This is a genomic window from Vallitalea guaymasensis (genome assembly GCF_018141425.1).
GTDB classification, from domain to species: domain Bacteria; phylum Bacillota; class Clostridia; order Lachnospirales; family Vallitaleaceae; genus Vallitalea; species Vallitalea guaymasensis.
In genome coordinates this window covers 4,367,763-4,391,090 of sequence record NZ_CP058561.1, presented here as the reverse complement: position 1 = coordinate 4,391,090, position 23,328 = coordinate 4,367,763, and the positions used below count along the sequence as shown (strand labels likewise).

Below are 23,328 nucleotides of genomic sequence, written 5' to 3'. Positions count from 1 at the left end.
TCATTTTATATTTTATATTTATATATTAACAAAATCAATACCTCATTATCACATCCCATCTATCTGAGATTATTTTTATATATTAAGATTTTGCTAATATTCTTTTGTTAAGAGATTTTAGGCTTAATCCATTTCCTTTTAGAGCCATGTCAAGCATTACTGCTAATACAAGTACTATACCTTTAATGATATATTGATAAAACGGATCTACTCCAAGAAGATTTAATCCATTAGATAGTACTCCAACTATCATAGCACCAATAAATGTTCCAACTATAGTTCCTTCACCACCAGTTGTACTTACGCCCCCTAAGAATACTGCTATGATAACATCAAACTCGAAGCCTGTTCCAATTTGAGGGTTACCTGAAGTCAGCCTTGAAGCCATTATGGTACCACTTAAACCTGTTAATAATCCTGTGATGACATACAATAAAACCATAACTTTTGCAACTGATATACCTGATAGCCTTGCAGTTTCTTTGTTACCACCAATTGCATAAGTATATTTACCTAATAATGTTCTACTTAATACAAAATGAAACACTATGTATACTAGAATCATAATAACAACAGGTATGGGAACTGGTCCAATATAACCTCTTCCTAGAACATTGAAATTTTTGGGAAGACCATTAGCAATAGTTGTTCCACCAGCTACTAAATAAGCAATACCCCTTACTGCATACATACTACCCAAAGTTGCGATAACCGGATTTATTTTAGCTCCAACAATCATTGATGCATTTATAAGTCCAACTATACCACCTACAAGAATAGCAATAAGACAAGCAGGCAATAATGGCATACCACCTTGTACAAGTTTAGCAAAAACAACACCTGATAAGGCTATGGTACTACCGACGGAAATATCCAAACCAGTTGTTATCATAACAAATGTTGCCCCAGCTGCAGTAATTGCAACCATACTTTGCTGTCTCAAAATGTTTCTAATATTGATATATGTGAAAAATTCTTCACTCATTACTGCAAATACGACGCATAAAACCAGCAATATACCAATAATCATGAATCGTTGTAAGTATCTGCTGTTTAATCTACTATTCATGGTCACTTCCTCCTACTGATAATTTCATTATTTCTTCTTGAGTAGCTTCTTCGTTACTTAATACACCAGCTAATCTTCCATTATTCATAACCATAATATCATCACATACACCTAGTAATTCAGGCAATTCAGATGAAAATAACAAAACTGCTTTACCTGATTTTGTCAAACCATTAATTATTTCATAAATTTCACTTTTCGCACCTATATCTATTCCTCTAGTTGGTTCATCCAGCAGAAAAATATCTGCCTCAGTTGCCAGCCATTTACCAATAATTGCTTTTTGCTGATTACCACCACTTAGAAATCTAATAATTTGTTCGGGGGTCGGTGTTTTAACATTAATATCTTTAATATACTTCTTAGCTAGCTGGCGATCTTTCTTTCTATTAATAACACATAACTTAGACAGACGATTGCTAACTACCAAAGAAATATTTTCTCTTACTGTCATTTTACCTACTATACCTTGAGTTCTTCTTTCTTCAGGAAGAAGAGCTATCTTAGATTTGATGGCATCTTGAGGTTTGTTTAAATTAATCTTTTGCCCCTTCAAAGTAATATGTCCAGAAATTATAGGATTATCTCCAAATAAAGCTCTAGCAAGTTCTGTCTTCCCTGCTCCAGCCAGTCCTGATACTCCAAGCACTTGTCCTCGTTTCAGTTGGAAACTAACATCTTTTATAAGTTCTTTGGCGCATATTTTTTCCACCTCTAATATGGTTTCGCCAATTTCATGGTTTCTTTTAGGAAATGTATCCTCGATATTTCTTCCTACCATATAACGGATGATTTCTTCTTCACTGGTATCTTTTACAATAAGGTCTTTAGCATTTTTTCCATCTCTAAATACAGTTATACGATCACCAATAGTAAAGATATCTTCAAATCGGTGGGATACATAGATAAAGGTAACACCTTCCTCTTTTAAAGACTCTATCATTTTAAATAATTCATCTGTTTCTTTATTTGTTAATGAAGCAGTTGGTTCATCCATAACAATAATTTTGGAATCCTGAGATAGTGCTTTTGCAATAAGCATCATCTGCTTTTCACAAACAGTCAAATCCCCAACATAACTATTGTATAAAATATCAATATTCAATTTCTGCAAAATATTTTTGACACGTTTAATATTTTCTTTTTTGTTAACTATACTTCCATAAGATGATTCAAAACCAAGTGTCATATTTTCTTCCACTGTCAATGTATCAACAACACTCAATTCCTGAAATATAAAACTGATACCATTTCTATATGCATCATGAGGATTATTTATACTCACTGGCTTCTGGTCAATGAATATTTCTCCAGTATCTTTTTCAAGCAATCCAGCTAGTATATTAATCAAAGTAGATTTACCAGCTCCATTTTCTCCCATCAAGCAATGAACTTCTCCATATTTTACTTTTAAAGAAACATTCTGGAGTGCCTTTACACCAGGAAATGATTTACTAATATCATTCATCTCCAATATATAGTTACTCACAATATCACTCCTTTCTATCGTTTACATATATTGAACCAGCCCTTTTTTGTCAATTAATTAAAAAGTTCAATATATTTTCTTTGATTCTATAAGTTCTTTACCTATCTCTTATAATAAAGATACCTTTTTTTGGGTTCTTTTAAAATGCACATATCTGTCTATTAACCATATACATTTTTGTAAAATTGCATAAAAAAATTCATTATTTGTGTAAATAAATTTACTATGATATACTAAACTTGTCAAAGTCCTTTACCTATTACTAATAATTGATGAGGGTGAGCTAATGATCAAACTTAATTTCAACAAAAAACTCCTTATTGGATTGACTAGTATAATATTTGTTGTATTTTCTGTACTATTTCTTGTTTTTTATAATTATTATTCAAAAGTTTCTCTAGATGATGAATATGTTACCTTGAATCATTCTACAGAAAGAACTTCTTCACAAATAGATCTATTATTTAATCAGATGTCCATGTCCGGTTTATATATTTCTAAGAATGATTTCATTCATGAAATTCTTGATGATATATTTACCAAAGAAGATATATCTGAATACGAAATGATTGAAAACTCAGGGAAGATTAGAAGTCAACTTAATATCCTTACTTACTATTTTCCTAACACCACTAATGTAACTCTTTTTAATGCTAAGTATAATTTTTACTTTCATTCAGGTCTACCTGATAATAAAGAAGAAGTTTCAAGACATCTTGAAGACCTAGAGTGGTATAACAGTCTTATTCCTGATAAAAATCAGTTGAAAATATTACCACCTCACCAAGATTTTTGGGTCACAATCAATCGACCTGTCATATCCATCATACGGTCAATCAAGTCAAATAATGGTTATGATTATGGTTTATTGGAATTCGATATTCCATATTGGAATCTAGAAAATATCTGCGAAGGCAATAATGGTAATGAAAACACAAAAGTACTCATTTTCAATGAAGATGGAGATTTAATATATCCTTATATTCATAGTGATTCTTATGAAAAAATTATCAAAACTTATAATCCAAAAGCTCTTTATCCAAAATTAAATAATCAATCTGACTTAATCAAAATAAATAATCGCCGGTATATATACAGTAAGCATCATTCTGATTTTACCAATTGGACTACTGTTTTAATCAGCTATCCAAGTACTTTAATTGAATCACAAAAGATTTTTCGTATCTTCTTCTTTTCATTTAGTTTGTTGATTTTGATATTAGTTATTATAGCTTTTTCATTATTGATTAGAAGATTGACAAGACCACTCTATAATCTTATGACTCATGTAAAAGAGGTCAGTATTGATAATATGTATTTGAATCTGCCAAATGAAGGTAATAATGAGATAGATCTACTCAATGAATCTTTCAATATAATGTTTGATAATATTAAAGACTCAATCAATCAGATATATGAATCTAAAATAAGAGAAGTCAATGCTAATTTACTTGCATTACAGGCTCAGATGAATCCTCATTTTTTATACAATACCTTAAGTGTAATTAGTGCTTCATCTGAAAGAAATGGTATATCAGAAACAACTATAATATGCAATAAACTATCAAATATGTTAAGATATGTTTCCAACTCGAAATCAACATTTGTGTCATTGTCTGAAGAAATAAAACACACCATAGATTATTTGGATTTAATGAAAACCCATTATAAGGACTATAATAATCCTGATAATATCTATCTTGATTATGATATCAATTTACCAGATGAGATGTTATTATTAAAAATACCTAAAATGACTCTTCAACCTTTAGTTGAAAACTCAATCAACCATGGTTTCAAAGACACTATGCCACCTTGGCATATAAGTATTACAGGTAAATATATCTCACCAAACAACTGGTCATTGACAATTATTGATAATGGTTCAGGGTTTGAAGATAAAACCCTTGATAAGTTATATAGAAAAATAAATGACTATAAAGAAAACTTAAGAAAAGGTCACTTCCAGCAAAATGCTGAGATTGGTGGCATGGGTATTATGAACACTTATACTCGACTTGCTATTCATTATAAATCAACTTTCACCTTTGAATTGAAAAATAATGTACCTAATGGAGCATATATTAAGCTTGAGATTAAACACATAGGAGATGATTAATAAGATGATTAAAGTATTAATTGTTGAAGATAAACCACCAATACTTTGGAGTATAAAGCAAAAAGTACAAAATTTCAGCTCTGATATATTAATTACAGGGGAAGCATTCAATGGGATAGAAGCCTTGGAATCCATAAAAGAAAATCAACCTGACATTATTATTACGGATATACGCATGCCTATAATGGATGGTCTTGAAATGATTACTGAAGTGCTTAAGATGGATATTAATGTTAAATTCATTATCATCAGCGGTCATGATGAATTCGAATACGCTCGTCAAGCAATGAAGTTAGGTGTAAATGAGTATCTACTTAAACCAGTTGACCAAAATGAACTAGATAAAATCCTTCATAAATTAACTTCAGATATCTATAGACAAAAAAACACAAACCGTCAAAAACTTATTTATGATATGCTTAATAAAGATATACCTTCAAAAATTTTTAGTTACTATTTTAACGTTTATAACAGATATTATTTAGTTTTATTTTGTGGTGGTTCATATTCTCATTATCCTTTAAACTATTCTCATCCTCATAACTTTTTTGTTTCTGAAGAAGAATTGCAACATTTAACCAAAGGAATTTTACATCCTAGCATTTTCTTTTGGCCAATAGCAACTTCAAAACTGAATGAAATGATAGGAATATTTTGTGTACCTGAAAATATATCCTTTGACCCACAAAAAACTGTACAACTATTATTTAATGAACTTGATAAACAAGATTTTCCTATTACAGTATTATTATCAAAGACTATAACAAAACTGGAAGATATATCCAAGACAGCCTCATCACTTAGTAAATCTTTAAGAAAGAATACATTATTTGGCTATTCGAGTATTATATTAGAAGAGCAAGCCCCTACTTCATTCTGTACAGACAAAGTTACAGATATTGAACATAACCTGATTCTTTCTTATAAAAAGAAAGATCGTACTACATTTATTGATGAACTCTCCAAGTTCATAGATTCATCCAGTAATCTGCATTACACTCAAACAAGACTTGAAAGTCGACTAAAAAAGATTCTTGGAATTATGGTTGACTCTTCAAAGGATTTACATATGGATAACTATCAACTTGATATTGAAGAAATAGTCATGTTTAATGATAATTATTGTAAACTCCATACAAATCTAGATAATTATTTTAATTCTTTTTTTGAGAACCAAATGAAACAAAGTACTAACAAAGCTATTCATGAAATTGTTGAACAAATAGAAACCTATATTAAAAAACATTACTCTGAACAGATTACCATTAATGATATCTCTACTATGTTTAGCGTAGACCCATGTTATCTTAGCAAATCTTTTAAACAGTACAAAAAAATATCTCCAATGAACTATTTAACCCAAACACGTATTGATGTTGCAAAAGATCTCATGAAGAAAGATCCCTCTATGAAATTAAAAGAGATAGCTGAAATAGTGGGGTACTCTAATCAATACTATTTCAGCCGAATCTTCAAATCCGTAACAAACCTATCCCCATCTGCTTTTAAAGACAATTTGATTAAGGAACAATCTGTGAATTAGTAAAATCTTTAGAGCCTAGAAGGCTCTTCTTTTTTTACTAACTTAGGATTTCTGTTGTAGAATTCCTGAATAACCAAGCTAGCTCCACCCACAGTTAACAAATTCTGTCCAAAGGAAGTTAATTTTATATCAATGTCCTTTTGAAATAAGGGATAAACATTTTTTCGTACTCTCTCAAGCACTTTTTCATAAAGAGTTGGGCAGCCTAGTATTATATCTCCACCAAGAATTATAGTTTGGGGACTGAAAACTTGAATTATGTTAGTTATACCAATACTTAAATACTCTGCTTCTCTATCTAATATATCATTGCAAACCCTATCTTCTTTCAGGCTCTTTTCATGTAAGTACTCTGCTATTTTTAATTCCTGTTCTGGCAACTCTGCATTGCAGGTTTTATTTTCTATAGCCTTGGTTACTTCATTATACATATGAACTCCATTGGCTAAAGCTTCAAAACATCCAACTTTACCACAACTGCATTTTGGTCCTTTTCTATCAATTGTCATATGACCTACATCTCCAGCACCATCTGCAAAACCACGATAGCTTTTTCCGTTAAGGAGTACTCCTCCACCAATTCCTAAATAATTTACCACTAATACAAATATATTCTTGGATTCATTAACCTCTCCGAATAAATATTCTCCCAGCGCAGCTGCTTGAGTCTCTTTTTCCATAAATGTAGGAAGTTGAAATTCTTTTTCTATAATGTCCCTTATAAGGATATTCTTGAAATATTTAAAATTAGGCAAATCCAATAATTCACCCTTTTCGTGATTATAAGGACCTGGCATTGCTAACCCAATACCAATAATTTTATGTTCCCTGTCATATGCCAACAATTCTTTTATTACATTAAAAATAACGTTTAATATCTCTTCCTTACTCCATCTATTATTTATTTTACTACTATATTCAAACTTCTTCTCTGCTGATAAATTAGTAATTATTCCACTGACTCTTTGAGTATCTAATGTCAGTCCAATCATCCAACATGATTCAGAATTCAGAGTGACCATTACTGGCTTTCTTCCCCCAGTAGATTGTCCCATTCCCTTCTCTACTAAATATCCATGATTAATGAATTTATTTACTATATTCGTAACAGATGCTTTTGTTAATCCTGTTATATCCGCTATCCCTTTTCTTGAAATATATTTTTCCTTATGAATAGTAGTGAATATAGCTTGTTCATTCATTATTTTCATTCTTTCATTGTTCATTATTCTATTCATTAATAACCTCCTGATAATATAGGTTTTATATAATTATACCGTATAAATGTTATAAACTCTAATATTATCAAATTTCTATCTGATTCATTATCAACTAGTCATTCTTTTTTAATGTGGAATAGTCTCTGAATTTTATAGCACTATCATATATTGCCAAAACTTTTTCTGGTTCAATATCAGACTGAATATTGTGTACTTGTGTAAATACAAACCCTCCACCAGATGCAAAAATCTCAATCTGTTGTTTAACTTCATTCTGAATATCTTCCACTGTTCCAGATGTAACAGTTTGCTGTGTATCAACGCCACCGCCCCAGAAAACCAGGTCTTTGCCGAATTCTTCTTTTAGCTTAACTGGGTCCATACCTTTTGCTGATAGCTGAATCGGATTTAATGCCTGTACACCTGCATCAATTAGATCAGGTATAATATTATATATTGCACCACATGAATGAAATAACACCTTAACATTAGGATAATTCTGTTGTACATATTGAAATTGTGCTTTGTGATAGGGCTTAATCATCTCACGATACATATTAACAGATAATTGTAAATTCTCCTGTGTACCTAAATCATCACCAAATTGGATAATGTCAATGTACTGTCCAACAGCATTTAGGTATTTCTCTAGATTATATAAATAAACATCAGTTAATTTTTGTAAATAGTAATGCACCAACTCTGGATTTAATGCCAATTCCATATAAAATCGTTCATATCCCCAATCGATTTGACCTGATTCTAGTATGTTGCCTCCAAATGCACCTAATATAGCATAATCCGTTTCTTCGTATAATTTCTTTGCCGTTTTACGTAAATACTCCAATTCTTCATCTGTAATTTTTTCCATTGGGATTTTATCGATATCTTCTTTTGTTTGCACATCAGCATAAGGGTGGTGTATCTGATCAAAATAGAATCCATCTTTTGGCATTCTCGCTATTACTGTACCATCTTTTACTATATCTAATCCTTCATCCTTATTAGTAATTGGGTTAAAGTCTTTGGGAACCATACAATTTGAGCCATCCTGAAGTATGCTTTCTTTCCACTCTCTTATATCTAATCCAAAAGTAGGACGTAGTCTATGTAGCTGAATGACGTCTGCTCCCATTCTTTTCATTAATTTTTCTTCAGGTTCTGCTAATTGTTGAAATACATCGTATACTTTTGTAGCTCCATCAGTCATTTTCAAATGTTTTTTCAACTTATTATATCCAATTGCACTAATACCCGATGATCTCATTCCTCCAAAATCTATAGGTATTTTATCAGGTTCCTCATGGTTTAATGCCATACGTACACGCTCTCTTGATGTTAGAATCATTTTATTACCTCCTAATAATAACTTACTTAATTCATTGTTTTAACTAAGTTAATTATACTATAGCTTTTATTATATTTCAATGCTTTTGTATTAATTTATTGATATATCTTAATTTTATATATTCAAGATAATCATTGTTCCCCAAAATAAAAAACCTAGCTAGAGCTTAATATGCTCTGGCTAGGCAAGTATTTTTCAATAATGTTTCTTATTCATATAATAACGCTTGTATATCATCTGAATCAATTGTTGTTTTATCATAATAATGGAATCCTGTATCTATATTCTTTTCTACTTCTTCACCATTAATAGCTTTTACTGCAGCTTCTACAGCCTTGTATCCAATACCGATTGGATCCTGTGTTACTGCACCTGCTTGTTGACCATTTCTAATGGCTTCTTGTTGTTGCTTACCTGAATCATATCCTATTACTACGATATCTCCAACTTTGTCAAGTTCATTTACTGCATTGAGTACACCGATGATAGAACCTTCATTTGCACCAAACATACCTTTGATATTTGGATGAGCCTGAATAATTGATTTAGCTATATCTGTAGATTTTAATTGGTCTCCATCTCCATATTGAATATCTACAATTTTAATATCTTTATACTTCTCTTCGATTCTGTTTTTGAAACCATCTCTTCTGTCTATACCAGTACGACTAGTCTGGTCATGAACAACTAAGGCGATTTCACCTTCTCCACCGATAAGTTCTGCCATTTTATCAGCTGCTTCTGCTGCTGCTGCAATATTATCAGTTGCTGCTGTAGCAATAGGAATTTCACTATCAACACCAGAGTCGAATCCTATGATAGGAATACCTCTTTCATCTGCTTGTTCTAGTAATGGTATAACCGCTTGACTGTCAAGAGCTGCTAAACATATAGCACTAGGATTTTTACTTAATGCAGCTTCTAGCATCTCTATCTGTTTATCAACCATAGCTTCTGATTCTGGACCTTCAAAAGTAATCTCTACATTATAATCTTTTGCAGCATTTTCTGCCCCTAATTTAACTGCTTGCCAGAATTGATGTTGGAAACCTTTTGATATTACAGGTATATATATCTTTTCTTCACTACTTGAATCACCATTGTCATTACCAGAATTACTAGGCTTTGTTTCCTTAGGACTACAACCTGCTACAACACCTATCATGCAAATAATCAGTAATAATGAAATTAACTTCTTCATAAAACTCCTCCTTAAGATTAATTATTTTTATTTTTTATTTTTTCTAGCAACATCAGCAACTACCGCAGCAATAACAATAATTCCTGTAACCACTGTCTGCCACTCTTGTGGAACAGATAATATCCTTAGTCCATTAATCAACACACTCATGATGAATGCACCAATGATAGTACCTAAAATAGTTCCTTTACCTCCACTAAGTGAAGTTCCACCAATAACTACCGCTGCAATGGCATCTAGCTCATATCCTTGACCTAATGCTGGATGAGCTGAATTAAGTCTTGCAGCCATCAAGATTCCTGCTACACCACAAAAAGCTCCAGTTAGTGTATGTATAATTATGAGCCATTTATCAGTATTGATTCCTGATAATCTTGTAGCTTCTTCATTGCTGCCAATAGCAAAAGTGTATCTTCCAAGTAATGTTTTATTTAAGAGAATACCACCGATACCTGCAACTACGAATAGAATAATAACCGCATTAGGTATTCCCAAAATTGTACCTGTAGATATATCTGAGAATTTATCTATAAATACTCCTTTGGCACCAGTAAAATATATTGGTTTGGCATTAGATATAACAAGAGATAATCCCTTGGTTATCATCATCATTCCTAATGTAGCAATAAATGCAGGTATTCGAAATTTTGCAACATTGAAACCATTAATAAATCCACATAAACTTCCTGCCAATATTGCTCCTAGAAGACCTAACCATATAGGTAGCCCCCACATAGATATTATTACTCCAGCTATTACTGAAGAAAATGTCATGACTGTTCCGATTGATAAGTCAATCCCACCTGTTATAATAACAAAAGTAACTCCCACAGCTAATACACCATTAACCGCTGTTGCCAGCAATATACCTTTTATATTCGTTCCAGTAAAAAAGTTAGGTGATGCAATAGAAAAAATAATTAATAGCAATATCAAACTACTGAATGCCAATATTTTTTGAGTAGTATTTGAATTAAATAATTTTTTCTTTAATCCAATCTTATCCATTTCTCTACCTCCACATAATAATTAGTTAGCTTATTATAATCTTCAAAATATATCTATCTTGCAGTTGCATACTGCATAATCTTTTCTTGGGTAGCTTCTTCGTTACTAAGCTCACCTGTTATTCTTCCTTCACACATTACAATGATTCTATGGCTCATTCTAAGTACCTCAGGTAATTCTGAAGAAATCATGATAATTGATTTCCCCTGACTGGCTAGTTCATTGAGAAGCTTATAGATCTCACCTTTCGCTCCAATATCAATACCTCTAGTTGGTTCATCGAAGATTAAGATATCACAATCTCTAGTTAACCATTTTCCAATGACCACTTTTTGTTGATTACCTCCAGATAGGTTCTTGACTTCTTGAGAAATACCCGGTGTTTTTATTGCTAATTCCTTGACACTTTCAGTAGCTGATTTAGAAGTTTTACCAGTCTTCACAAATCCTATTGGATTAATATAATCACTGAAATTAGCCATAACAACGTTGGTTTCAATATCAAGCCCTAATACAAGCCCGTATCTCTTTCTATCCTCTGATAAATAACCTATACCATTTTTTACTGCATCTTTTGGAGATTTTATTTGTATCTTTTTATTATTCAGTAGAATCTCTCCTGAATCTCTTTTATCCGCTCCAAATATTGCTCTAGCCACTTCTGTTCTTCCTGCTCCCATCAACCCTGCAAAGCCTAATATTTCTCCTTTTTTCAATTTAAAGCTTACATCTTTCACCTTGTTACCTTGATTCAGGTTATTGACTTCCAATACAACTTCGTCTGAATGGGTAATCTCTTCAGGGGCTGATACATATAACTCACGTCCAACCATCATATTAATGATTTTATCTATAGTCACCTCATTCATATTTTTTGTATCAATATAACTTCCATCACGCATTACTGTAACTCTATCGCATATTTGCTTTAACTCTTCCATTCTATGGGATATGTAAACTATCCCTACACCTTTTTCCTTTAACTCTTTTATAATACTAAAAAGTTCTTCAATCTCCAGTTCCGTCAATGCAGCAGTTGGTTCATCCATGATGAGTACATCTGAGTTATAGGATAATGCTTTTGCTATTTCCACCATTTGCTGTTTGGCTACTGACAGATTCTCTACTTTTTCTTCTGGACTAATACTAAGGTTCATCTGATTCAATAATTCACTTGCCTTATCATTAATTTCCTTATTATCCAAAAACAGATTTAAACACTTTTTAGGTTCTTTCCCAATAAAAATATTTTGAGCCACTGTCAAATCAGGCATTAGATTCAATTCTTGATGAATTATACTTATACCTAAATCCCTAGCCATTCTAGGATTAGTAATATTAATCTCTTCACCTTTATAAAAAATTCTTCCTGCATCTTTTTTATAAACACCTGTTAGAATTTTCATTAGTGTTGATTTTCCTGCTCCATTTTCTCCTATTAAAGCATGAATCTCTCCTTTTAATAATTGAAATTTACAATTATCAAGAGCCTTTACACCTGGGAAACTTTTATCTATGCCTTCCATTAAAACCAAGGAATCCTCCATATATTTAACTCCTTTCATTTTTTCTTGAATTACGAGATAAATGCAGGACTTCTATTTATTCTCGTTATTCGAAACATCAATTACAGGAAATTTATAATAAGATTATATAATTATTTCTTATAAAAAAAATTGAATATTCTACTTAGAAAGTTGAAATTTATGTACATAAGAATAAAAGCTATACCTCCTCTTACTTAGGAACATTCATAAAAAAAATCACCTTTGATAAGGCGATTTGACAAATCTATTTGTTCTCAAAAGAAAACAATAATTTTTGATTTTCTGGTGTGTACAAGTTGCTTTTATCTATAAGTACTGCTCCTGTATCAATTATTTCTGGTTTTTTTTCTCTATTGGCTATTTTAATAGCTTCTTTTATTCCTTGATATCCCATATTGAAAGGTTTTTGAACCACTATTTTATCTATGATACCTGATTCTATTCTACTTACTATCTCTTCATTGGAATCAAATCCTACTACTACAACTTCATCCTTCAAACCGAATTCTTCTATGGCTCTCCCTATCCCTACGATACATATTTCATTAGCACCGAATATAGCTTTTGTATCAGGATATTTTTTTAATATCTCTTTTGTTTTTTCATAAGCAATATCTATTGAACCATTACTATACCAAGTCTCTTCAATGACGTCAATATCAGGATATTCTTTTAGAACTTCTCGAAAACCTGCCTCCCGTTCTATTGATGTTGATGTTCCATACACATATGACATAACAGCCACTCTGCCTTTGTTATCTATCATACCTGCTAATTCTTTTGCAATGGTTTTGGATGCTCCAATATTATCAGTTCCAATAAAACTATGATCAGTATCAACATCAACTTGTGAATCAATAGTAATCAATGTTATTTTATTGGATATAACCTCTTGTCCCACTTCACGTAATTTCTTGTAATCCGTGGCTGCTAAAACTATTGCTGTAGGTTTTTGCTTTATGGCATCTCTTATCAATCTGATTTGTTCCTCAACTTGAGTTTCATCTTCTGGACCAGTAAATATTACATCAACATCTAATTCAGTTGCAGCTACATCAGCTCCCATCTTAACTATTTCCCAGAATTCAAAACCTTCACTTGGTTTACTGGACTTGACAATCATATATACTACTGGTTTCTCTTTGGTATTATATTTAAATGACTTTGCCAAATCGAACCCTATTATCAATAACATCGCTAATGAAATACAAATACTTAAGGGTACTATATATTTTTTCAAACGTTATCCCCTCCTATAATTGATATATTGGGTAACCAAGCTTTAACAGTAGTTCCTTCGTATATCTCACTCTCAATCTCAAGTCCATAATCTTCCCCATAATACAGCTTTATTCTATTATCAACATTCCTGACTCCCACACCGCCTAGTTTTTTCTCTTTTGGCAACTCTTTATCTTTTTGAAACAGCAGATTGATTTCTTGTTCACTCATACCAACTCCATCATCAGCAATTGTGATTAATATCTTATTATCATATTTTTTCACACTTATATCTATCATACCACCACCAGGAACATTTTTAATTCCGTGATAGATAGCATTTTCTACTATAGGTTGTATGATAAGCTTGATGATCTTATTCTGTTTGATATCTTCCTCTACATCAATATGATAATCCAGATGGTCACCATACCTTATCTTCTGTATCTTCAAATAATTCTCTACGTGCTCAATCTCTTCAGCTACAGTTATATATTGCTCCCCTTTACTTATACTAATCCTGAACAATTTCGCTAGGGCAGAGGTCATAGTCACTACCGCCTTATAATTCTTTGATTCAGCCATCCATATGATTGAATCCAGTGTATTATATAGAAAATGAGGATTTATCTGAGCCTGTAAAGCTCTCAATTCATTTTTCCTCTTATTTTTCTCTATCTTCTTATTTTGGTTGACTAGATTGTTGACTCTGTTTGTCATAAGATTAAAAGCTTTTGCCAGTTCTCCTATTTCATTATCATTTTTTATATCTATTGATACATCAAGATTGCCTTCTTCTACTTGATGCATGGTATTAACCAATTTCTTGATTGGATGGAGAATACTTCTTGATATTAGTACAGATATAAATATAGAAATAAATATTGCAAGAGTTCCCATAATGAAAAAGAATCTATCCAAGTTGGGTTTATAGGATAGTATATCCTCCATATATACTGAACTGACTACTTTCCATCCTGAATATTTGGATGTGGTAATTGTATACTGTTTCTTTTTTCTATCCTCCACTACAGTCTTGGTACCGTCCTCAGAATTCAATATGGTATCCATATCTTCTGATTTCAAACCACTGTACAGAAGTTGTTGTTTTGGATGATAGACTATATCTCCATTATTATCAACAATGAATACGTACCCTTTCTGTCCTAATTTAATTGAACTAACCATATCATTGATAAGATTATAATTTATATCAACAAGAAGGACTCCAAGATTTTCTTCATAATATGGACTTTTAAGTAAGGTACTACATGAAACGACCCATTTATATCTTGATTCAAACAATCTTTGGATATGGGATTCTGAAACAACGAATTTCTCTTCATTCTTTGCCTTCTTATACCACTCAAAGTCTTCAAAATTAATATTATCTTTGAGTTTTAATTGTAGATTATTGTGAAATACTTTACCTTTGTTAGAGATGAAAACAATATTAATAATGTCATTTCTTGATTCAACGTATGTATTCAAATCTGAAATTATATCTTTTTCCAGTTCTTGGTCTTCAGTTCTTACATACTCGTTTAAATCATTATTATATCGTATATTTTCAGCAATGGTTTCTACTGTTTTAAGATAATAATCAATATCATTATTAACTTGTTTCACTAATTGATAAACATATTCGTTGGTATTTTCCTCTACAACTGTCCCTGTTATATGATAAGATAAAAATGCTATGGCACATATAATAAAAAATATTAATATAGAAAATGAAAATGTTATAAGTACCTGGATACTTTTTAAATTATATCTATCAATCAATTTGATAAGTAGATTCTTCAACATTCCACCTCTTTTTTTCTATATTGTGTTGGTTTCACTCCTGTCTTCTTCTTAAAATTATAACTAAAGTAATGAGGATCTTCATATCCAACTTTCTCAGATATTTCATATACTTTATAATCTGAATTCATCAGCAGGTCTTTAGCTTTTTCCATTCTTACTTTTGTCAGATACTGCATAAATGTTTCATTTGTCTCTGTTTTGAAAATACGGCTAAAATAACTTGAACTTATATTAAGATGATTACAAATCATGTTGATATCGAGACTCTTGTTCTGATAATTGTTATAAATGAATTGATAGGCTTTCTGCATCTGAGAAGCTTTGATATCTATTCGTTCTTTGTTTATTTCATTAGATAAATTCTTACATAGCTTTTTGTAATAAGTCTTTACTTCATCTATTTTTTCTTTTCCAAATACTTCATTGAATTGATTGAAGTCAATTATTACATCATTAGGTGATCCACTACAGATATCTTCATATGCCTTCAATATTGTAGTTGTTATCTTAAGAAGAATTGTTCTGAATTGTGATATATGAACATTAGAAAATATTATTATACTAAATATATAATCAATGATTTTATCTGTTTTATTTCCACCTATTTTTATGGCATATTCTAGTTCTCTAAGGTATTCGTCAATTTTATGATAAGAGAAGGATGATGTCTTTTCAACATCCATTTTATAAATTATTTTATTACTTCCGTTTAATACCCTATATTCTAGAGCATTCAAAGCATCTTTATATGAGAAATGCAAATCCTGCAATTCAGCATAGTTGTCACCTACACCAATATACATACCGATGTTATAAAATTTCTCAACGCATACAATAATTTTATTCATTATCTCATCAATGGTATCTCTAAACTCTATTTCATCTTGATTATCATTAACAAAAAATATTATCAACTGGTCATCATTCCCTAGTATACAGATATTTTGACCGTAGTTGGTTAACACTTCATTACAAATGTTTAATATAGCAAATTCCAATAATTGATAATCACAGTCCCAGTTTGAATCAGCTATTTCTTTTATATTTTCTGGTTGTAGTACAGCTACAATATATTTGGTTCCTTCTAGTTTGATACCAAGATTATTGACTTTCTCTCTGATTATATTTGAATTTATTTTATTGTATAATAAATTCATCAAGAATTTATCTCTAAGGATGTCTTTATTGGTTTCTACTTGTTTTTTCAATGCTAACAGATTTCTCTTCTTAGAGAATTCATTATCCAATTCATTTTTAATTTCTATAAGCATTTTGGTAAATTCATCTGCAGTTATAGGCTTCAATAAGTAATGGTCAACACCTATTTCTACTGCTTTGTGTGCATATTCAAATTCATTATATCCAGTGATGATAACAATTTTTACAGTGGGTAATATTTTTTTCGCTTCATTAGACAGCTCCAGACCATCCATAAAAGGCATACATATATCGGTCAAAATAACATCAATCTGTTTATTCTCTATGTATGTTAATGCATCTTGTCCATCGCCTGAAACATAGACTAGTTCATAACCTAATTCTTCCCATTCAATAATATTACATATAGCATTTCTAACAGGTATTTCATCTTCGACAATAATTATTTTATACATACCTCTCCTCCTAAGATATATATTTGTATTTACCTTAATAATTATACTATTTGTTTATTCTTTTTTCATCTTTGGTTTGGTTATATATACAAAATAATACCACGAGAACAAAGATTTTTCAAATGGGTTATTTAGGTTAAGGTAAAAATAAAAATGCACCTTAAAAAATTTATTTTAAGGCACATTTACTATTAAACCTACTATACAACTTACTTAATCATTTATTTTTTTAACAGAATCTCTAATTATAAGATTTGTTGGAATTTTAATATTTGGTTTCTCTTTATTATTTTTCTCTATCATATTAATCAAGTTCTCAGCAGCTATTTTCCCTTTTGCAATGATATCCTGATTGATAGTTGTAAGCTTTGGATTTACAAGTCTGGATAAATAAACATTATCAAATCCAATTATGGATATATCTTCTGGTATTCTATAACCTTTACTTCTTAATAGTTCCATAATTTCAATGGCTAATATATCGGCACTAATACAGATACCAGTTTTATCCTTAACAAAATCAAGTATCTTATTTTCGCAGTCTTTACCGATAGGGTCAAACCCGACTATTTCTAATACGTTCTCTGAACAGTCAAAAGGCAATCCTTTACTTTCAATAGCGTCCTTGAATCCATTAAGTCTCATACTAATAACACTTGGATAATCTATATGATAAGATATAAAACCTATTGATTCATGTCCCATTTCTAACAGATAGTTAGCAGCTTTGAATTCACCTTGATAATCTTCAGAACCTATATTTATGTATTTAAGTTCTTCATAATAGGTATCAATAAAAACTGCAGGAACATTTTTGAACTTTTCCAGCTGTGGAAGTTGATACCCTATAAGACTAAGTATTATAAAACCATCAACACTCCAATTTCTCATCAATTCATAGATTTCTTCGTAATTATCTATTGATTTAATCATGAGATCATATTTCTTAGCACCAACAATCTTCTCAATACCTGTTAATATTTGAGAGTGAAAAGGGTCTTGCATAAATCCTTCCGTTGTTTTTGGAAATATTACTCCGATTATTTTTGATGAATTATTTGCAAGGGCTCTAGCATTTTTATTAGGAACATATCCTGATTCTTTTATTACTTTTTGAACTTTATCAATAGTTTTCTGTGAAACTTTATGATAATTTCCATTAATAACATTGGAAACTGTAGTAGGAGTAACTCCTACAGCATTAGCAATATCTTTTATAGTCATATATTTTACCCCTTCATTCATTTATATATATGATAGTAATAGTACAGCTAAACGTTACATATGTCAAGCAATTTGTTTACCGTTAAACCAGTAATACTTAAAAAATTTGGATGTTTATTGCTGAATAAGTTCAATTAGCAGGACTATCATATGATAGCCCTGACTATACTAGAATTTGAACAAATTCAATCCTATCTCTTCACTGAATTCTCTATCTATTTCACCATCAATGACATCAATAATCATTTCACAAGTTGCAGATACCATTGCTGAGTTAAGATGTCCACCAAATATCTCCTTATTATCATTAGCTACATTAATATGTAAGTGTAGATATACTTCACCATTCATAGTAGATATATTACCTATAAGATTTGCTATTTCATGATCTCCCTTAAGGATATAGGAATTGTATGATTTATCTGTAGTATTTAATATACCTAATTCTACTTCATTAGTTGCTCCTATAGCACTTACTGAACCTAACTTGATATTTTCTTTTTTACATAGATCAGTTAGTGTAGCTATGATTTCTTCGCCTTTATCAAACCTTACCACATACTTGCTTCCAAATTTTTTAAACTCCATTGAATCTCTCCTTTTCGTATAATTTGTCACATATTTCAAATCACTATTATTAAGTAAATGTCTTTGAAATATGTTTATCTATATTTCAATTCTATCTCTACCATTTCCCTTTGCCTTATACAATAGACGGTCAACTTTTTTAATATATTCAGCTATATTCAATTGACTGTTATTTGTATCAATTTCTACTATACCAGCACTAAAAGTTAATTTCAACTCTTTTTCTTTAAATGAGTGATTTTTTATAATATTTTTTATTCTATCTAAACTTGCATAAGCTGAGTCTTTATCAGTTTCTGGAAATATTATAATAAATTCTTCTCCCCCATATCTTCCAATATAATCCATATCTCTTATATTCTGTTTGAAGGTATCTGCAAAATATTTTAATATTTCATCTCCATATGTATGACCATATGTATCATTGATTGATTTGAACAAGTCCACGTCAATCATTGCCAGTGAAATTGGTTTATCTTTTTTTCTGTGATTGTTTACATCTGATTTAATCTGACTAATCAAAAATCTTCTATTATAAACTCCTGTCAGCTCATCTACAAGAGCTAACTTTTCCAGTTTCTTTTCATAGTTTATTCTTTTAGTCAAATCTCTTAGATAAGCTATATAATACTCTCTTCTCCTTATTTTAGTTAACTTTATATGTATTTCAACAGGAATTTTTTTACCTTTTTTATTTTCTAATACACTATCAATATAGACATGTTTCCTATTATCCAGTTTTGATATTATGTTATCTCTGAACATTTGAAAAATATTGGTATCATTTACTTCTTTACGAGTTATCCCTATTAATTCAAGCCCTTTTTTATTGATATCCAGTACTTGCCCACCTGAATTGATTATTAGGATTCCATCCACTGATAATTCTGTTATAGTAGAGTAGAATTGAAACAATAGCAACATGAATACCAATAAACCAATAACTAAAAGTACACTTAATAAATTATCTCTCATTTCTTTTTTAAGATCAACTTCAATAGCTAGCACATTGGCTTCAATATTATCTTTATAGACACCTGTTCCAATAATCCATTCCCACTTCTCATATGATTTAAAATATGAAAGCTTAGAAAATACACCTTCTGAGAAAGGCTTAGTCCAAAAATATTCAAAATAACCTTCGCCTTTTTCGTTTACCCTATCAATTATTTCTTGATAGACATTTGTACCTTTGATATCTTTTATCAGAGTAATGTCTTTTCCAATATAACTCTTATCAGAAAAAGCTAGAGCAGTTCCATCGTAATCTGTTACATAAAAGTATCCGTCTGTATCATATTTGATATCTTCAATTGTATCCAGCAGTTCTTCTTTTACTTCACTCTCTAAATCCTTAACATTAATACCTGAACCTATTAGCATATTCAAAGGTTCAAAATATTTGATGAAGGATAGTTCACTCTGATTTTCATCACCCTTTTGTTCTAGTATAGAACCATCTAGACTAGCATATGATTCTCCTTCTTTTTTTACTAGATCAACAATCCCCTCGATCTCTTTATATTCTATTAATTCTAATGTACCAAATGTAGTTTTATCTGATCCTTTTGTTGGTACTATTATTTTCCCTTCATCCAATTCTATTGCAAAATAGTTTGTTAATGGTCTTGGAGTTACTCTATTAAGAATGTCTAATACTTCTTTTTTTATTTCCTGTTTAGATTTGAGATTGTTGGTTCTACAATGATTGTTGATAATATCGTACAGTGTATATACCTGCTGCTTAATATTATCTTTATATGTTTCTTCTGATTTGTTTATGTAATAATCCATATATTGACATATATTATCAACTTCACTCTTGATAACCTTTTTATGATGGGAATAATATTGTTCTCTTATTTTTTTACTATCGGATTCAAATTTATTATATGACATGGTAATAATGAAAAGGGTTATGGATAACGATATAATTATCATAAATAAAAATATAATTTCTCTTATATAGGATAACGGTTTTACTCTTAGAAATGTTCGCATTCTTATACCCCCAGCAGAATCAACAGTCAAGATTAAGTCATTTTATTTATTTATTGGCACAATGTCATGCCTTTAGCCAAAATATGTAAATCAATACTATCATTATATAATTATTACATATTTTATGCAAATGTAATTCTGTACATGATTTATATATTCCAAGGAGTATTTTTTGAAAAACCACGAAAAATAATTCATATTATACATAGAATTTTATTAATATTTACCATAAAGCATATTAGAATATAAATAATAGGAGAATACATATACAAATTAGCCAAATGAACTCTGAAATAAAATAATATGTTGTCAAAAATATTCCAACAAAAAGCTAATTTATATTAGTATTCTCCTAATAGACTCTGAAACTATGTAATTATGTAATCCTACAATTCTACTTTACCTAATATTTCTTTCTCTTTACTGTTTACATTCATTTCCAGCCAACTTACTTCACTATCAACTTTTTCAACATAGATATTATCTTTTATGGATGAAAGATTTATCTTTACATTGTATATAGCTGATAATACAGCTGTCCTAGCCATCATTGCTGACACAGCACCATCAGTTACGGCATTTTTATTTCCACTTTCTACAACTCTCATGGACAGCTCCATAATATCATAAGATTTTTTTGCAACTTCCAGCGGAACAGATGCAGCATATTTCATAGCATTTTGTATTGTCATTTTTCTTACGATTTTTTGTTCCTCTGTATCTTTTGGCAGCTTATAAGCATTCATAACTCTATTGAATGCCTCTGAATCGATATCTATATATTTTAATAACTGCTGTCGTAGATCATTAGCTTTTTTAGATATTTCTTTCATCTCATCATTGACATCTTCATATTTTTTCTTACCAATAGTTAAATTGGCTACCATTTCCACCAAAGCTGCAGCTGTTGCACCACTACTGGCAGCTATTGACCCTCCGCCTGGAACTGGATCGTTAGATGCTGTTGCATCCAAGAACTGAGAGACACTTTTATCTATCAACATTTTATTAACCTCCCTTTATTATATATGACTCCTAGAATATCTATTGTTCGTATTTATAATAGACCATCTGTCCATCTTTAATAACTTTTTCTGCTGTACTGACCCCTATATGGTATGGAATAAACTTATAAGAAGGATATTCATGTATTACAACATCACCTTTTTTACCCACATCAATACTTCCTATATTATCTGCTTTATCAAGAGCTGCTGCGCCATTGATTGTAAGAGCAGTTATAGTCTCTTCTATGGACATTTTCATATATAGAGTTGCCAGAGCAATTATCAATGGAATAGATTCTGTAAAACAGCTGCCTGGGTTAAAATCAGTAGCCAAGGCTACAGCCAAGTCATTATCAATCATGTATCTTGCTCTTGCAAAATTTTCTCTTAAACTAAATGCAGTACCAGGAAGAAGGGTGGCTACTACGTCGTTCTTAGCCATTTCTCTTATTCCTTCATCAGATGCCATCAGTAAATGATCTGCTGAAACAGCACCTAACTTGGCAGCAAGATCTGCTCCGCCTAACTGAACTATCTCATCAGCATGGATTTTCAATTTCAATCCTTTTTCCTTAGCCGCTGACAGCATTCTCTCTGATTGTTCTAATGAAAAAACTCCTTTTTCACAAAAAACATCACAGAATTCTGCTAAGTCTTTATCCACTACATGAGGTAATACTTCGTTAATCATAAGATCTATAAATTTATCTTCTCTGCCTTTGTAATCCTTTGGTACAGCATGAGCTCCTAAAAATGTAGGGACTACATCAATTTTATGTCTGATATCAAGTTTTTTCATTACTTCCAACTGTTTAATCTCTGTATCATAATCCAAACCATAACCACTTTTACCTTCAACAGTGGTTACACCAAACGAAAGCATGGAATCTAATCTTTTCATTCCTATCCTTATCAGATAATCTTTTGAAGCCTCTTTCGTCTGTCTTACACTATTTACTATCCCACCACCCTTTTGCATTATTTCCATGTAGTCGTCGCCTTTTAATCTCCAAGAATATTCTTCTTCTCGATAGCCTCCAAATACAAAATGAGTGTGAGAATCTATAAATCCAGGAAGAACAGTTTTATTAGTTGCATCAATGACTTCAGCAACCTTTTCGAATTGTCTAGGAATATCTGGTGTCTTACCAACCCATTTTATGATACCTTCCTCAATAACAACAGCACCGTTTTCTATTATACCTAGATCATTCATTTCTTTACCTTTTTTAGCCTTGAATCCACTGCATGTTACTAGTTGGCTGGCATTTTTAATAATCGTTCTTTTCATACTATTTTCACCCTTTACTAATTATTAATC

Annotated in this window: 17 protein-coding genes; 2 read left to right on the top strand and 15 right to left on the bottom strand. The window is 30.9% G+C overall.

All coding sequences use genetic code 11. The features are described from left to right. Positions 1-82 precede the first annotated feature (82 nt). Together HYG85_RS18790 and HYG85_RS18785 are read right to left on the bottom strand one after the other, a co-directional pair. Positions 83-1,069 (bottom strand): ABC transporter permease, encoded by a 987-nt coding sequence (locus HYG85_RS18790; protein ID WP_113671446.1) that lies wholly within the window; start codon positions 1,067-1,069, stop codon positions 83-85. Beyond that, entirely contained in the window at positions 1,062-2,558 is a 1,497-nt protein-coding gene (locus HYG85_RS18785) for a sugar ABC transporter ATP-binding protein (RefSeq protein WP_212690952.1), read from the bottom strand. Before HYG85_RS18785 ends, HYG85_RS18790 begins: the two co-directional genes overlap by 8 nt. 286 nt (positions 2,559-2,844) lie before the next feature. Here HYG85_RS18785 and HYG85_RS18780 point away from each other — a divergent pair, with 286 nt between their 5' ends. Beyond that, complete coding sequence (locus tag HYG85_RS18780; RefSeq protein WP_212690951.1) at positions 2,845-4,677, top strand: sensor histidine kinase; 1,833 nt, start codon at positions 2,845-2,847, stop codon at positions 4,675-4,677. A gap of 4 nt (positions 4,678-4,681) precedes the next feature. Next, positions 4,682-6,220, top strand: a complete 1,539-nt coding sequence (locus HYG85_RS18775) for a response regulator transcription factor (RefSeq protein WP_212690950.1) — start codon at positions 4,682-4,684, stop codon at positions 6,218-6,220. Between the two features lie 8 nt (positions 6,221-6,228). Here HYG85_RS18775 and HYG85_RS18770 read toward each other — a convergent pair whose 3' ends face one another. The 13 genes from HYG85_RS18770 to hutI all read right to left on the bottom strand — a co-directional run bounded on the left by HYG85_RS18770 (position 6,229) and on the right by hutI (position 23,298). Next, a complete protein-coding gene (locus HYG85_RS18770; RefSeq protein WP_212690949.1) occupies positions 6,229-7,458 on the bottom strand; it encodes an ROK family transcriptional regulator in 1,230 nt (409 codons plus the stop codon). 94 nt (positions 7,459-7,552) lie between these two features. After that, positions 7,553-8,788, bottom strand: a complete 1,236-nt coding sequence (locus tag HYG85_RS18765; protein WP_212690948.1) for a uroporphyrinogen decarboxylase family protein — start codon at positions 8,786-8,788, stop codon at positions 7,553-7,555. A gap of 208 nt (positions 8,789-8,996) precedes the next feature. Next, positions 8,997-9,989, bottom strand: a complete 993-nt coding sequence (locus HYG85_RS18760) for an ABC transporter substrate-binding protein (RefSeq protein ID WP_113671451.1) — start codon at positions 9,987-9,989, stop codon at positions 8,997-8,999. 27 nt (positions 9,990-10,016) lie between these two features. Beyond that, the gene (locus tag HYG85_RS18755) at positions 10,017-10,997 is read right to left on the bottom strand and encodes an ABC transporter permease (RefSeq protein ID WP_113671452.1); all 981 of its coding nucleotides are present in this window, start codon (positions 10,995-10,997) and stop codon (positions 10,017-10,019) included. 53 nt (positions 10,998-11,050) lie between these two features. Next, a complete protein-coding gene (locus HYG85_RS18750) occupies positions 11,051-12,544 on the bottom strand; it encodes a sugar ABC transporter ATP-binding protein (RefSeq protein WP_212690947.1) in 1,494 nt (497 codons plus the stop codon). Between the two features lie 244 nt (positions 12,545-12,788). Next, on the bottom strand, positions 12,789-13,784 hold the full coding sequence (locus HYG85_RS18745) for a substrate-binding domain-containing protein (RefSeq protein ID WP_212690946.1): 996 nt from the start codon (positions 13,782-13,784) through the stop codon (positions 12,789-12,791). Next, positions 13,781-15,574, bottom strand: coding sequence for a sensor histidine kinase (locus HYG85_RS18740; RefSeq protein ID WP_212690945.1), 1,794 nt, complete (start codon positions 15,572-15,574; stop codon positions 13,781-13,783). Before HYG85_RS18740 ends, HYG85_RS18745 begins: the two co-directional genes overlap by 4 nt. Then, positions 15,568-17,187, bottom strand: coding sequence for a response regulator (locus HYG85_RS18735; RefSeq protein ID WP_212690944.1), 1,620 nt, complete (start codon positions 17,185-17,187; stop codon positions 15,568-15,570). The genes HYG85_RS18740 and HYG85_RS18735 overlap by 7 nt, the downstream gene beginning before the upstream one ends. Before the next feature lie 213 nt (positions 17,188-17,400). After that, positions 17,401-18,411, bottom strand: a complete 1,011-nt coding sequence (locus HYG85_RS18730; protein WP_193774347.1) for a LacI family DNA-binding transcriptional regulator — start codon at positions 18,409-18,411, stop codon at positions 17,401-17,403. 168 nt (positions 18,412-18,579) lie between these two features. Then, positions 18,580-18,999 carry a PPC domain-containing DNA-binding protein gene (locus tag HYG85_RS18725; protein WP_212690943.1) on the bottom strand — a complete coding sequence of 140 codons (420 nt, stop codon included), beginning with the start codon at positions 18,997-18,999 and terminating at the stop codon, positions 18,580-18,582. A gap of 78 nt (positions 19,000-19,077) precedes the next feature. After that, complete coding sequence (locus HYG85_RS18720; RefSeq protein WP_212690942.1) at positions 19,078-21,000, bottom strand: cache domain-containing protein; 1,923 nt, start codon at positions 20,998-21,000, stop codon at positions 19,078-19,080. 386 nt (positions 21,001-21,386) lie between these two features. Further along, positions 21,387-22,004, bottom strand: coding sequence for a cyclodeaminase/cyclohydrolase family protein (locus tag HYG85_RS18715; protein ID WP_113671463.1), 618 nt, complete (start codon positions 22,002-22,004; stop codon positions 21,387-21,389). 40 nt (positions 22,005-22,044) lie between these two features. Beyond that, positions 22,045-23,298: an imidazolonepropionase gene (gene hutI / locus HYG85_RS18710; RefSeq protein ID WP_212690941.1), complete on the bottom strand. Its 1,254-nt coding sequence runs from the start codon at positions 23,296-23,298 to the stop codon at positions 22,045-22,047. Positions 23,299-23,328: the final 30 nt, after the last annotated feature.